The sequence below is a fragment of the Serratia grimesii genome (assembly GCF_900186025.1).
Lineage (GTDB): Bacteria > Pseudomonadota > Gammaproteobacteria > Enterobacterales > Enterobacteriaceae > Serratia > Serratia grimesii.
The window spans coordinates 3,175,420-3,189,436 of record NZ_LT883155.1; the positions used below are offsets into that span (position 1 = coordinate 3,175,420).

At 51.9% G+C, this 14,017-nt stretch carries 14 protein-coding genes; 4 read left to right on the plus strand and 10 right to left on the minus strand.

Features of this window, described 5'->3' with window-relative positions; translation table 11 throughout:
* Nucleotides 1–15 precede the first annotated feature (15 nt).
* From SGBXF1_RS14975 to flhD, 7 genes are all read right to left on the minus strand, one after another.
* Nucleotides 16–1,686 (minus strand): methyl-accepting chemotaxis protein, encoded by a 1,671-nt coding sequence (locus SGBXF1_RS14975; protein ID WP_037418932.1) that lies wholly within the window; start codon nucleotides 1,684–1,686, stop codon nucleotides 16–18.
* Between the two features lie 211 nt (nucleotides 1,687–1,897).
* Complete coding sequence (gene cheW / locus SGBXF1_RS14980) at nucleotides 1,898–2,398, minus strand: chemotaxis protein CheW (RefSeq protein ID WP_012145706.1); 501 nt, start codon at nucleotides 2,396–2,398, stop codon at nucleotides 1,898–1,900.
* A gap of 32 nt (nucleotides 2,399–2,430) precedes the next feature.
* Complete coding sequence (cheA, locus tag SGBXF1_RS14985) at nucleotides 2,431–4,416, minus strand: chemotaxis protein CheA (protein WP_130381184.1); 1,986 nt, start codon at nucleotides 4,414–4,416, stop codon at nucleotides 2,431–2,433.
* Nucleotides 4,417–4,420: 4 nt separating this feature from the next.
* Entirely contained in the window at nucleotides 4,421–5,386 is a 966-nt protein-coding gene (gene motB, locus SGBXF1_RS14990) for a flagellar motor protein MotB (protein WP_061806546.1), read from the minus strand.
* The gene (gene motA / locus SGBXF1_RS14995; RefSeq protein ID WP_037418923.1) at nucleotides 5,383–6,273 is read right to left on the minus strand and encodes a flagellar motor stator protein MotA; all 891 of its coding nucleotides are present in this window, start codon (nucleotides 6,271–6,273) and stop codon (nucleotides 5,383–5,385) included. Before motA ends, motB begins: the two co-directional genes overlap by 4 nt.
* Nucleotides 6,274–6,491: 218 nt before the next feature.
* On the minus strand, nucleotides 6,492–7,076 hold the full coding sequence (flhC, locus tag SGBXF1_RS15000) for a flagellar transcriptional regulator FlhC (RefSeq protein ID WP_152555880.1): 585 nt from the start codon (nucleotides 7,074–7,076) through the stop codon (nucleotides 6,492–6,494).
* Nucleotides 7,076–7,426, minus strand: a complete 351-nt coding sequence (flhD, locus tag SGBXF1_RS15005) for a flagellar transcriptional regulator FlhD (RefSeq protein WP_037418918.1) — start codon at nucleotides 7,424–7,426, stop codon at nucleotides 7,076–7,078. Before flhD ends, flhC begins: the two co-directional genes overlap by 1 nt.
* A gap of 1,462 nt (nucleotides 7,427–8,888) precedes the next feature.
* Here flhD and ydgT point away from each other — a divergent pair.
* From ydgT to SGBXF1_RS15020, 3 genes are all read left to right on the plus strand, one after another.
* Nucleotides 8,889–9,104 (plus strand): transcription modulator YdgT, encoded by a 216-nt coding sequence (ydgT, locus tag SGBXF1_RS15010; protein ID WP_012145712.1) that lies wholly within the window; start codon nucleotides 8,889–8,891, stop codon nucleotides 9,102–9,104.
* Between the two features lie 150 nt (nucleotides 9,105–9,254).
* A complete protein-coding gene (gene uspC / locus SGBXF1_RS15015) occupies nucleotides 9,255–9,674 on the plus strand; it encodes a universal stress protein UspC (protein WP_186427081.1) in 420 nt (139 codons plus the stop codon).
* Nucleotides 9,675–9,751: 77 nt separating this feature from the next.
* Complete coding sequence (locus tag SGBXF1_RS15020) at nucleotides 9,752–10,786, plus strand: NADP-dependent oxidoreductase (RefSeq protein WP_186427082.1); 1,035 nt, start codon at nucleotides 9,752–9,754, stop codon at nucleotides 10,784–10,786.
* Between the two features lie 42 nt (nucleotides 10,787–10,828).
* Here the strand turns inward: SGBXF1_RS15020 and pcp are convergent, their stop codons facing one another.
* Complete coding sequence (pcp, locus tag SGBXF1_RS15025) at nucleotides 10,829–11,476, minus strand: pyroglutamyl-peptidase I (protein WP_037418910.1); 648 nt, start codon at nucleotides 11,474–11,476, stop codon at nucleotides 10,829–10,831.
* A gap of 98 nt (nucleotides 11,477–11,574) precedes the next feature.
* On the opposite strand from pcp, the gene SGBXF1_RS15030 reads away from it, so the two are divergent.
* Nucleotides 11,575–12,507, plus strand: coding sequence for a LysR family transcriptional regulator (locus SGBXF1_RS15030; protein WP_186427083.1), 933 nt, complete (start codon nucleotides 11,575–11,577; stop codon nucleotides 12,505–12,507).
* 23 nt (nucleotides 12,508–12,530) lie between these two features.
* Here the strand turns inward: SGBXF1_RS15030 and sbmC are convergent, their stop codons facing one another.
* Nucleotides 12,531–13,001: a DNA gyrase inhibitor SbmC gene (gene sbmC / locus SGBXF1_RS15035; protein ID WP_186427084.1), complete on the minus strand. Its 471-nt coding sequence runs from the start codon at nucleotides 12,999–13,001 to the stop codon at nucleotides 12,531–12,533.
* A gap of 32 nt (nucleotides 13,002–13,033) precedes the next feature.
* A complete protein-coding gene (kynA, locus tag SGBXF1_RS15040) occupies nucleotides 13,034–13,876 on the minus strand; it encodes a tryptophan 2,3-dioxygenase (RefSeq protein WP_061806550.1) in 843 nt (280 codons plus the stop codon).
* Nucleotides 13,877–14,017: the final 141 nt, after the last annotated feature.

Consider the following 14,017-nt stretch of genomic DNA (forward strand, 5'->3'; position numbering starts at 1 on the left):
AGGCCCAAATACCGGTTAGAACGTTTCCCAGTTATCCTGCGGATCGCTGGCGTTCATTTTTTTATGATTGAGTACCGGTGCTACTGCTGCCTTGCTACTAACAGGCATTTTGAACTCGTCCTGGCCTGCCGCTTTAAGGCGGAATACCGCCACTGACTGCGTCAGCATGCTGGCCTGTTCTTCCAATGCCGCTGCCGCCGAGGCGGACTCTTCCACCAACGAGGCGTTCTGTTGCGTGACGCGATCCATTTCTGCCACGGCCTGGCCGACCTGATCGATACCACGGCTTTGTTCATCGGATGCCGATGCGATCTCACCCATGATGTCGGTAACACGGGTGACCGCATTGACGATGTCGCCCATGGTTTCACCGGCGCTTTCCACCAGTACCGAGCCCATATCAACCCGATTGACAGAGTCTTCGATCAGACCTTTGATTTCCTTCGCCGCCTGTGCGCTGCGTTGCGCCAGATTACGCACTTCACCAGCCACTACTGCAAAGCCACGCCCCTGTTCACCGGCACGTGCCGCTTCTACCGCTGCGTTCAATGCCAGGATGTTGGTTTGGAAGGCAATACCGTCGATCACGCCCGTAATATCAGCGATTTTCTGCGAACTGCCGGCGATGTCATGCATGGTCTGCACCACATTGGCCACCACTTTGCCGCCTTTCTGCGCGGTTTCAGAGGCGCTCAATGCCAGTTGGCTAGCCTGACGGGCGTTTTCGGCGTTCTGTTTCACTGTGGCGGTCAACTGCTCCATGCTGGCAGCGGTTTCTTCCAGTGAGGCAGCCTGCTGTTCGGTGCGTGAAGAGAGATCATTGTTGCCGGCGGCAATTTCGGATGCGCCACTATAAATAGCGTCTGCGCCCTGACGTACACCGCTGACGGTCTCGATCAGTTCGCTTTGCATATGTTTGAGGCTGGCGGCCAACACGCCCATTTCATTACGGCTGGTCACTGCGATCGGCTGAGTCAGATCGCCGGCGGCGATCATCTTGATGTGTTCGATCATACGGTTAAGCGGACGCACCAGAATGTGGTGAATACCGCTCCACACCAGCACAATTACCGCCAACACTGCCGCCAGCACTACCACTAACGTCCAGATAGCGAAGCTGAAGGAATTATTGCTGTCTTCCACCGCGCTCTGATAAAGCTTGTCGTTCTGAGCCAGGTAGGTGTTGTAGATATCCTCAAAGGCGTCCTGATAGCTTTGCGTCGGCTGGTCAAAGAAGGCGTTGATCTTGCCCTCACCCAGCAATACGGTCAGTTCGGTCAGCGCACCGTGCAGAATGCCGTATTGCTGCTTGAGTTTTTCGGCCGCTTGCGCGTCCTGACGAGCATTGAGAGGAATTTTGTCATAGGCGGCGTAGTGTTGCTCCGCTACCACCAGGTTGCTCTTGGCTCGCGCCAGCAACTCGGCAACGGTGGCGCCGCTGCCAATGTTATTGGTATCCATCATGTGGCGGATACCGGCACGGTTCAGTGTGTTACGGGCCTGCAGCAGGTTGACCCAACTTTCGTTCAGCTCTGACTGTTGCTGACGAATGGTCTGCAATACCGTGAAGTTTTCTTTGTCATTCTTCAGTGAGGAGAAAAAGAGCCCGCCTGAAACCAACTGCAAGGCGCCAAATAACACCAGCACCAGTAACAGGCTGGTGACCACCTTCATACGATTAAACATGTTTTCCCTTGTTGAACGCCCGCGCGGACAGGCCCTGATTACGTTGATTGACAGAGTTATCGGCGCGGCAAGGAAGAACTTTATGCAGGGTGGTAACTATTTTTATGTAGGGGGGTGTACACATAGGTTCCCAGTTCAGGGCGCGGCATGCGGCGCCCCGATGGGTGACATTGAGGTTCAGGGCGCAGCGTGCCACGCCCCTTTTGCGAGATCAGGCGCTTTTTGCCACGCTGTCGACCAATGACATCTCTTCGCTGCTCAGCAGCTTTTCGATATCCACCAGAATCAGCATGCGATCACCCAGTGAACCCAGGCCAGTCAGGTATTCGGTAGCCAGTGTGACGGCAAACTCAGGGGCCGGACGGATCTGTTCGGTAGTTAACGACAGTACATCAGACACGCCGTCAACCACGATACCCACCACACGCTGACCAAAGTTCAGGACGATCACTACGGTATTTTCATCATAGGACACGTCCTGCTGAGCAAACTTCACTCGCAGATCGATAATCGGCACAATCACGCCACGCAAATTGGTCACGCCTTTGATAAAAGCTGGTGTATTGGCAATACGCGTAACCTGATCGTAACCGCGGATTTCCTGCACCTTGAGGATATCAATGCCATATTCCTCATTACCCAAGGTAAAAATCAGGAACTCTTGCCCTACCGTTTCGCCAGCCAGTTTGCTGACGGTTGCCAGTCCTGCCATGTCATTCACCCTTTAAATCAATAGATTAATTATTATGCAGCCGCGTCCGTCTGACGCTGTTCACGGTTCAGCGTTTGCAACGCCGAGACATCGACGATCAACGCCACGCTGCCGTCACCGAGAATAGTGGCGGCGGAGATCCCCGGCACTTTGCGATAGTTGCTTTCCAGATTCTTGACCACCACCTGGTGCTGACCGATTAGTTGATCCACCAACAGCGCATAGCGACGGCCGGCACTTTGCAGGATAACGACAATGCCTTGGGTCGCGTCAGTTTTTGCACCTTCAACGTCAAACACCCGGAACAGTTCTACCAACGGCAGGTATTCGCCGCGTACTTGCAGTACCCGTTCCCCCCCGGCCAGCGGATGCAGATCTTCGGCCTGTGGCTGTAGTGACTCCATCACGGCATTGAGGGGCAGAATAAACACTTCATTGTTAACTTTGACCGACATCCCATCGAGGATCGCCAGCGTCAGCGGCAGCAAAATACGGATAGCGGTACCCTTGCCTGCCTGAGAGTGAATTTCTACATGGCCACCCATTTCCTGAATATTTCGCTTAACCACGTCCATGCCGACACCACGACCAGATACGTCCGTCACTTGTTCGGCGGTCGAGAATCCCGGAGCGAAAATCAGCATACCGACGTCTTCATCACTCATGCTGTCGCTGACCGCAATACCTTGCGATGCTGCTTTGGCGAGAATTTTCTCACGGTTCAGACCGGCGCCATCATCGGTGACCTCAATACAAATATTGCCACCCTGATGTTCTGCCGACAGGATCAGGTTACCCACTGCCGACTTGCCCGCCGCTACACGCGTTTCCGGATCTTCGATACCGTGATCCAAACTGTTGCGCACCAGGTGTGTTAACGGGTCGATAATGCGTTCGATCAGACTTTTGTCCAGTTCGGTAGAGCTGCCCTGCAATTGCAGTTCGACCTGTTTGTTCAGCTTACTGGCCAGATCACGAACCAACCGTGGGAAACGGCTAAACACGTACTCCATCGGCATCATGCGGATCGACATTACCGACTCTTGCAGATCGCGCGCATTGCGCTCTAACTGGCTCATGCTGTTCAGCAGATCGCCGTGATTCACCGGATCCAGGCTGCCAGAACGCTGCGCCAACATCGACTGGGTGATTACCAGTTCACCCACCAGATTGATCAACTGATCCACTTTTTCTACCGCTACGCGGATACTGGTAGATTCGCTGGCCTTGGCGCGCGGTTTGGGCGGCGCATCAGCAACCACAGGGGCCGGTTTGGCGGCAGCTACCGGCAGGGCCTCAGCGACGACAGGCTCAGGTTGCGGTACAACAACAGGCGATGGCTCGGCCTGCGGCGGCGTGGAGAAGCTGATTTGCTCCGGTTCCAGCACAAAACACAGCACCGCACTGATGTCGTCTTCACTGGCGGAAGTCAGTAGCGTCACTTCAAGGCTGCTGTCTGTTTGATGCGGGTTCTTCACCTCGCCCAAATTCCCCAGCTCTTCGAGCATCAGCGGGACTTCGTTCGGCTTCAGGCCGCACAAGCAAACGCGCATCCCGCCTTCGATCGCCTCAGGCGCAGCAACGGCATGTTCAGTCACGGGTTGTGCAGCGGGAGCATCCTGCTGCTGTGCGTCTAATGCAAGCTGCCGCAGCGCCTGACAGATATATTCAAAGCTGTCGGCATCCGGTTTTTGCGACGTTTTGTAGGCGTCCAGTTGCTCCTGCATAATGTCTTTGGTTTCCAGAAACAGGTTGATAATTTCGGTACTCAGGCTCATTTCCTGACGCCGCGCACCGTCCAGCAAGTTCTCCAGCAGGTGGGTCGTTTCCTGCAGCACCGAGAAACCAAAGGTAGCCGCACCGCCCTTGATCGAGTGTGCTGCGCGAAAAATGGCATTCAGTGGCTCAATGTCCGGAGCCAACGGATCCAGCTCCAGCAGATGTTGCTCCATGTCGGCCAGCAACTCGTCTGCTTCATCAAAAAAAGTCTGATAAAACGCACTAATATCCATGCTCACGGGATCACCTCTGCTGTGAGTCGCTGTTAGTCGGTACTGGGACAGCCACCGGCTGCTCCGGTGCAATGAGGGTGGCCGGCGCCGTCGCCGATGGTGCCAGCGACTTTAGCTCGACCGGCTGAGCGACATCCATTGCGTTGCTTTCGCCATTTTCGTGTTCAATGCCCTGCTGAGTTTGCTTGTTCAGCACCAGCACGGTGATGCGACGGTTGATGGCGTCATCGGCACCGTGCTGTTTCAGACTCATGGTGGCAGCCATGCCCACCACCCGCAGTACCTTCCCTTCCGACAGCCCACCGGCGATCAGCTCACGCCGTGACGCATTGGCGCGATCGGCTGACAGTTCCCAGTTGCTGTAACCCCGTTCACCCGTGGCGTACGGAATGTCATCGGTATGGCCAGACAGGCTGATTTTGTTCGGCAAGTCGTTCAGAATGGGGGCAATGGCCCGCAGAATATCGCGCATGTAGCTTTCAACTTGCGCACTGCCGGTTTTGAACATCGGGCGGTTCTGGCTATCGATGATCTGAATGCGTAGCCCCTCATCCATCATGTTGATCAGCAGATGCGGACGCAGCGCTTTCAAGCGCGGATCCGACTCAATCAGCTCATCGAGCTTTTCACGCAGTTTGTTCAGACGCAGTTCTTCGTCACGCTTTTCCAACGTGTCAATTTGCTTTCTCACCAACCCGTCCTGTTGGGTCGGATCATCCCCGCCACCTGGGATCGGGCTGCTTTCCGAACTGCTCTTATCGCCCGTGGTCAGCGCTACTTTTAGCGGTGTGCGGAAGTATTCGGCGATTTGTGTCAGCTCTTGCGGGCTGGCGATTGCCAGCAGCCACATCACCAGGAAAAATGCCATCATCGCCGTCATAAAGTCGGCATAGGCAATCTTCCACGAACCACCGTGATGGCTGGCATGATGCGACTTGCGTTTTCTGACCAGAACAACCGGGTGATTCTGCTTCATGCCTGTTCTTCTTCCGTCGCCTGCTGTGCCGGCGCTTTCACCCGACGCACATGCTCTTCCAGTTCAACGAAGGACGGGCGTTCAGTGGTGTACAACGTTTTACGACCGAATTCGACCGCAATCTGCGGGGCGTAACCGTTCAGGCTAGACAGCAAAGTGACCTTGATGCATTGCATCATCTTCACGTTTTCGGCACTTTTCTGTCGCAACAAAGTCGCCAATGGAGAGATAAAGCCGTAAGCCAGCAAAATACCGAGGAAGGTGCCGACCATCGCGTTGGCGATCAACGCGCCCAGTTCCGCTGCCGGACGATCGGCAGAAGCCAGTGCGTGCACGACACCCATTACCGCCGCGACAATACCAAAGGCCGGCAACGAGTCACCGACCATCGCCAGGCTGCCTGCCGGCACCTCGCTTTCCTGTTCAAAGGTTTCGATCTCTTCGTCCATCAACGCTTCGATCTCAAACGCATTCATGTTGCCGCTCACCATCAGCCGTAAGTAATCGGTAATAAACTCTACGAGGGTGTTATCGGCAAGAATGCGCGGATAATTAGAGAAAATTTCACTTTCCTGCGGATTATCAATATCAAACTCGAGGGACAACATGCCCTGTTGGCGGGATTTGGCCAATAGCCGGTACAGCAGCGCCATCAGATCCATGTACAAATCTTTGCTGTATTTCGAACGACGCATCAGCTTGGGAATGGCGCGCAGGGTGGACTTTATCGCCTTACCGTTGTTGCCCACGATAAAAGCGCCGATACCCGCACCGCCGATGATCAAAAACTCTGCCGGCTGATAAAGCGCGCCCAGATGCCCCCCCACAATCAGGTAGCCCCCAAAGACCGCACCCAATACCACGAGATAACCCAAAATAACTAACACACGCATTCCTTAAATTAACAATGTGGATGGAAGGTGGGATAAGCGCACTATTTGAGCCGTATCGGCGCAACGGGCTAGGCTGCGCCGATGGGTCCGTTCTGCCGAACCCTGTGTTTAACAACTCTGTTTATGCCCGTCTTACTTCAAGTTGCAGTGGTGTTGACTGCAACCTGAATCATTTAGGGTATAGGTCTGGATAAGCCGGCGCTGTCGCCGGCTCAAATAGCGCGTTTAACCTGCTCGTCCAGCAGTTGAGGAATAATATCGGCCAGTTGCGGCGAAAGTTTACGTCTTTTTACTGCGCGGGATGGGGGTTGGCATAAACTGCAAACAAAACTGTTCAACGGCTGGTGTGCGTGAGTAATAAAAGTACCGCCACAGCAGTTGCAAGCGGAAAGCTGTAGCATGCCACTGTCGACGAAACGCACCAGCGTCCAGGCACGGGTCAGTGCCAACAATGGCGCCTCACCCGGTTGATGAGGACACTGTTCCAGATAGAGACGGTAGGCTTTAATCACGGCCTCAACACCGGTACAGTGCCCACTCTTCATCAAGAAGCTATAGGCGTTATAAAACATCGATGAATGGATGTTCTGTTCCCAGGTCATAAACCAGTCAGTCGAGAACGGCAACATGCCTTTTGGCGGCGGACTGCCGCGCAATTCCTTATAGAGCTTGATCAAACGCCCGCGGCTGAGCTGTGTTTCACTTTCCAGCATCTGTAAGCGGGCGCCCAACGTAATCAGCTCCATTGCGAGCTGAATATCCTTGGCTTCCTGAACAATACTTTTTTCTGCCATCATCAAGCTCTTTTCTTCGTCGCGCTACCGTCTTTACTCGATAGTTCTTGCAGTAAATGGCTTGATAGCAAAATGCCCGTATGGATTTGCTGAAGATCGTCCACGCGTGACTCTTTCGTCAGGCGTTCAATAGTATTGTGATCGTTAAAACGGAAGTGACAGACCAACTGGTTGGTCTCAGCCAGTTTGACCATTTGCGGTAACGTGAGTTGAGCAAGTGCGTCAGCCATGGTTTCATCAATACCCAGACGGAACATCGCCGATGCTTTTTCATCATTAATCAGACGCTGTGCTAAAAGTAAATATGACAGATTAATGTCATAAATATGCTTAAGTAATTCAGACGTACCCATATTCCCCATCCCGACAGACTATGTTTAAAAACATACGCTGGGTGATAATTTTTATCGCCCGTGACCTGGGTTTATTCCCGAAGTTGGCAAATGAATCTCTGATAACAGTCGTTATAAATTTTTCAACATCACTAAATTCGGACCATCATTCAGTATTTGATACGTGCGTAAACCAACGTGTATGGATGTACAGCATTTTGCTTCAGCAGTGTTTAGCCACCGTGAAACTATTTTTACAAAATTAATAAGATTATTCCTAATGCAGCGCAACTCTACCCCCGATCCATTAGCACACACAATGTAAGTAAGCGGCAATTTTAAATACAATGTGATCTAGATCACAAAAATAAAAAATATTTAAGCCAAATATCCTTTAACCAGTACGTTTTTTAGCCTTGTTTTTGCTCACAAAATAGCCATAAGTAAAAAAACGTCTTAAAAACAATGTATATAAGCCAAAAAAATATCTTTTTTAGATCAATTCGAACAAAAGCATTACCAAACTAAAATAACAGAACAAAAATCTGCTCGTAGGCGATAAACACAGTATAAATAACCGTTTAATAAACAATAAACTATCCGCACTGAAAAGTAACGCATGTAAACTATAAGGTTATTGGGTTTCGGATTTGACTTAAATTTTGCAGTATTAGCTGTTTTATTTTTCTACGAATGCTTACGTTCGGTTAACAAGGTCTCACCTACGTTGTGAACAAGAAAACAGACGTAACGATATGTTTCTGGACAAACAGAGCAAAAACGACAGGTTTTTGCTGTTTTTTGACTAAAGCATCCCAAGACGATTTATCGGCAGCATTAATTAAAACTTTAATAATTTTTCATTGCCGCTTAAAAATAGTTAAATCCCATCGAATGCCGATGAATCAATTAAAACCGCCCTACTTCATCCACCTCTTGTATAAAATAAAACACAGTTTCGTTTTATTTTATGAACTGGTTTCATTATAGCTTGTGGGTTTCACGTTACGGTCAGCAGATCATTCGCCCAGGCTCAGCTATGCCAAGGGCGTCATATTGGTTGGGAAAATATATTCACTCCCTACCATCGCTGAAAGTGACGGATCTACCGACAGGTATAATGTACCCACCTGAATGGGGCAGGCTCCGTTGTCAGCCTAACTCGCGCCACCGTCATCCTTAAGACCTTGGCAGGCGCCCTGCCTGTGGGTACTGGCAGCACCTTCCAGCCTCACGGCCGGATTTCTGCACCTGAGACTTTCCTTATTTAGCAGTTTGATCAGCAGGATGGCATTGCCGAGAGTGCACGGGCATATTATTATTCTCTGGCAGGAACACCTGCGCACAGCCGATTATTACCGTATTGCAATTTATTTATTTGAAATTAATTTTTCAGGTCGCACATCACGTTTTTGCTGCTGTCATGATGACAGGGTGATGTTTCTTCGTCCGGCTACAACTATTAACAGGCTATATTTTAATCATGACTGATACCCTGGATTACCTGATGACATTCCGTAAATGCACCAGTTTGGACAGCGTAGAAAAAGTGTACGATAAACTTAACTATTCTATTGATAATGATATTGAAATCAGCAACATGTACCGTGCAGCGGATCACCGTCGCGCCGAACTGGTTGCGGGTAAATTGTTCGATTTGGGTAAGGTACCAAAAACGCTGTGGGCACAAGTGCTATAATTGCCCTTAATTACTCACGCGTGTTCTTTATCTTTTATTGCTAAATAACGGCAATAACCCGGGATTTATTGACACGCGTGATACAAAACACATTTATTAACCTCACCAGGCTCTACCCTTTACCCTAAGAACAGGAAACAGGAGTGGAAGATGGGATATCAAAACGTTTTGGTTACCGTCGCTGTGGCGGCAGACAGCCACCGCCTGGTTGAAAAAGCCGTCTCTATCGTGCGTCCCTACAATGGCAAAATCACCCTGCTTAGCATGATCGCCAATCCAGAAATGTACAATAACTTCGCGGGGCCGATGCTGGGGGATTTGCGTGCGTTAATGGAGGAAGAAACGCTGCTGTTTATGGAGGAGTTGCGCCTGCGAGCCGATTACCCGATTGCCGATACGCTAATCGTACACGGCGAGTTGGGTGACAGCCTGAGCTACGCCAGTCGGCAACAAACGTTTGATCTGGTGGTTTGCGGCAACCACAGTGACAGCATGATGAACAAAGTCTCTTGTTCCGCGGCGCGCTTTATCAATACCAGCCACATAGACGTGCTGATCATCTCTCTTTAATACTGAGCACGTAAGGCCATTTCCCCTTTCCAATGATTGACTAGACTTAGGGGCTCAGTCCGCATAAGGAGCTCCTGATGTCTCAGTCTATGCACCAAAACCGCCGTTTTCTGTTAGCCTCACGACCACACGGTGAACCTACCGCTGACAATTTCCGCCTGGAAACAGTCCCGACACCGCAACCCGCCGCGGGCCAGGTACTGCTGCGCACCGTTTATCTGTCACTTGATCCCTATATGCGCGGTCGTATGAGCGATGCCCCCTCGTATGCACCACCTGTGCAGATCGGCGAAGTGATGGTTGGCGGCACGGTATCACGCGTTGTCACATCACAGCATCCCGACTTCAAACCCGGCGACTGGGTATTAGGCTACGACGGCTGGCAGGATTATGCGTTGTCTGACGGTAGCGGTTTACGCAACCTCGGCCCTCACCACGCTCACCCAACACGCCTGCTTGGCGTATTGGGTATGCCAGGCTTCACGGCTTATATGGGCTTGGCGGAGATTGGCCAGCCGAAACCCGGTGAAACCCTGGTAGTTGCAGCAGCCAGTGGCGCCGTCGGATCGGTGGTCGGGCAAGTCGCTAAACTGAAAGGCTGTCGTGTTGTCGGCGTCGCCGGTGGTAAAGATAAGTGCCGCTACGTGGTGGAAGAGCTAGGCTTCGATGCCTGTATCGATCACCGTGCACCTGATTTTGCTGCACAGTTGGCCGCAGCTTGCCCACAGGGCATCGATATTTATTATGAAAACGTCGGTGGTGCCGTGTTCGATGCCGTGATTCCACTGCTGAATACCCAGGCACGCATTCCTGTCTGCGGCATTATCGCTCACTATAACGCAACCAACTTACCTGCCGGACCGGATCGTCTGCCGATGCTACAAGGGCTGATTTTACGTAAACGCATCCGCATGCAAGGTTTTATTATTTTCGATGACTTTGCAGAAGGTTTTGACGAATTTCTGCAGCAAATGAGTGAATGGGTTGAGCAAGGGAAAATCAAATTCCGCGAAGACCTGGTCGACGGACTTGAGAATGCACCACAGGCATTTATCGGTCTGTTGCAAGGCAAGAACTTCGGCAAGTTAGTGATCCGCGTCGGCGAAGACTAACCTCTGAAAGGGCGCAGTCATCGGCTGCGCCCCCACAGTGATTCAGTGTAAAGCACCGCCAGTCATCGATAAATCCTCTCCGACTGTCAACGTAGTATGCACAATACTGCGTACCGCCTCGATCATCGTCGCTAATGCCATACTCGGTTTACCGGGATGATTAACCGCCAGCTCATGGCTATAAGGGATATGGACAAACCCACCTTTCATTGCCGGATTTTGCTGAGCGATGTGATGACTCAAACCATAAAAAAGCTGGTTACAGTTATAGGTGCCCGCTGTTTGCGACACCCCTGCCGGAATCCCCAACTGGCGCAGATGGTGCACAATCGCTTTTACCGGCAGCGTGGAGAAATACCCTACCGGCCCGCCATCCACTACGGGTATATCTATTGGCTGGTTACCGGCGTTATCAGGAATACGGGCATCGATCAGGTTAACGGCTACCCGCTCAACGGAAATCTCAGCACGCCCGCCGGCCAGCCCAAGACAGATCACCGCCTTTGGACGCAACGTGTCGATAGCCGTAATCAGCTGCTGGTTAGACAATCCCAGCACGCAGGCCAATTGGCAGACAACCACCTCAGCACCGGCGATCATTTCCCCCGCTAACGCCTGTGCAACCTGCCATGACGGATTAATCAGATCTCCATCAAATGGCTCAATGCCCGTCACCAATACCCTTTCCATCATCACACCTTATGTTGTTATTGAATCAGCGTGCTCTCAGCCTAAACAACGCGGTATGATTCTGGAAATGGATTATCTATATATAGAGTATTCATAAAATGAATTTATCCAGCGTCGATCTCAATCTTCTGGTGGTGTTTGAAGCCTTGTACCAAACACGCAATGTCACCGCAGCCGGCCGCAGTCTGAACCGCGCCCAGCCTTCGGTCAGTAATGCACTGACCCGACTGCGCACCCTGTTTGGCGACCCATTGTTTGTTCGCAGCGGCGGCAGCATGATGCCAACCGCACGCGCCCACCAGCTAATGCCGCAGATACAATCCGTGCTGGAACAAATTCGACAGGCATTAACGCCGCCGACCCGTTTCGATCCGGCTACTGCAAACCAACGCCGCTTTAGGTTAGCAGCCGGCGACTATGCCGATATCACGCTGTTGCCTACCATCATGAACCGGCTGCGCCAGGACGCACCCGGTATCGATATTCGCGTTTCGCGGCTGGACCGCCGCACGATAGTGCAACAACTTGAGCGAGGGGAGATCGACATTGCCCTGGGCGGCCATCTGGATGCAGCGGAAGGCATGCGGGTGCAACCGTTATTTAACGAGAGTTTCATCTGTATCGCCAACCAACATCACCCGCAGTTGGCCGCCGGGAACTGGAGCTTGCAAGAATATATCAGCCTGCCCCACGCACTTTACGCACCGTCAGATGACGGATCTGCACGCGGGATCATCGATCGGCGTTTGGCTGAAATGGGGTTGGAACGACGGGTTGCCGCGACGTTCTCCCATATTATCGCCCTGCCAGCTGTAGTCGCTGGTAGTGATCTGATCGCCACTCTTGCCTACAGCGTCGCCAAACAGTTTTCCGATCCGAAAAAGGTCTGTTTCCTGCCACTGCCCACGGAGCTGGCAGTGGCTACGTTTTCGATAGATTTGATCGCCGGTCGACAGGCCAAGCGAGATCCAGCGCTGGCCTGGCTGTGTGACACCATTGCCCAGTTAAACTTTGGCGAAATCGAGGTTTAATCCCAGCAAATCGGGATTAGGCCTTATATTTTCTGCACCGTCTGATAAATATCGAGGTCAAAATAACCGTCGGCTTCACAGTCGTTAAGGTAATGCTCGTAACTGACGCCTGCCGTTGGTTTATAGCCACTGGCTGGCAGTTCTCTCTGATAGAAATCCGTCCAGGCTTTGCCAAAATCGCCATCGGTAATCCGCACGTTATAGACGCCGTATAACCCGGCAGGCAGCATTTGCACAGCAAAACCCTCACTGGCCGTCGTCGGCAGTACAAAGTCATCCGGCACGGTAAATACCACATCGGCCCGCAACTGTTCAGGTGCCACCTCCGACGGATCGTCCCAATATAGCACCAGCCATTTGCCTATCGGAACGCCTTGTTGTTGCTGCCAGGCCATCAACCGTTGGCAGCCCTGAGGAATGGTTTGCGGGTAAGACCCGACCACCCGCACACCCACCACTTTTTCCGCCGGCTTATCTTCTATTCTGATCGTCATCACTCTCTCCTCACCGCATTACGGGATGTCGCCTAAGCGCCAATTTCGGTGCGCACATCCAGTAGCTCAGGGAAGAAGGTCAACTCCAGCGCCTTTTTCAGGAAACTGACCCCACTTGAGCCGCCGGTACCCGTTTTAAAACCGATGATGCGTTCCACTGTCTTCATATGGCGGAAACGCCACAGGTGGAAGCTTTCTTCTATATCCACCAGCTTTTCAGCCATTTCATAGGCTTCCCAATACTTTTGCGGGTGGTCATAAATCTCTTTGAACGCGGGCAACAAGTTCGGATTACGCTGATAAGGCTGCGTCCAATCACGTTCGATACACTCTTGAGGGATAGGCAAGCCATGGCGGGACAGATAGAGCAAGTATTCATCGTACAAGCTTGGCGCTTCGAGGATCGCTTTCAGCGCAGCGTGTTTTTCCGCATCGTTACTGAACACGGCCAGCATTGCCGCATTCTTGTTACCCAGTAAAAACTCGATGGAGCGGTATTGGTGAGACTGGAAACCTGAGGAGTTGCCCAGCACGTCACGGAACTCAACATATTCCGACGGCGTCAGGGTTTCCAACACCGCCCATTGTTCAAATAACAGACGTTGAATCTGTTTAACCCGCGCCAGGATCTTGAAGCAGTGGCTGAGTTTGTCTTGCTGTACCAAAGCCCGTGCCGCTTGCAGCTCATGCAGCATCAATTTCATCCACAGCTCAGACGTCTGGTGCTGCACCACAAAGAGCATCTCATCATGATGCTGCGGGTTAGACAGCGGGTGCTGACAGTCCAGCAGTTGGTCCAGGCACAGGTAATCACCGTAGCTCATGCGTTTGGAAAAATCGGTGACAATCGCGCTTTCTAATTCCCGTTTGTTCATCTGTTCTCTCCGCTGCGCCCACGACCGGAAGCGGTGTGTAGCGTGCTGCAAACAGAAAACAATAGTACATAACCCCCCATTCCGAATGACTATAAACGAGAGTTACCTCGCAGATTTTAGCCTTGAGGAGACGGCGCTCAT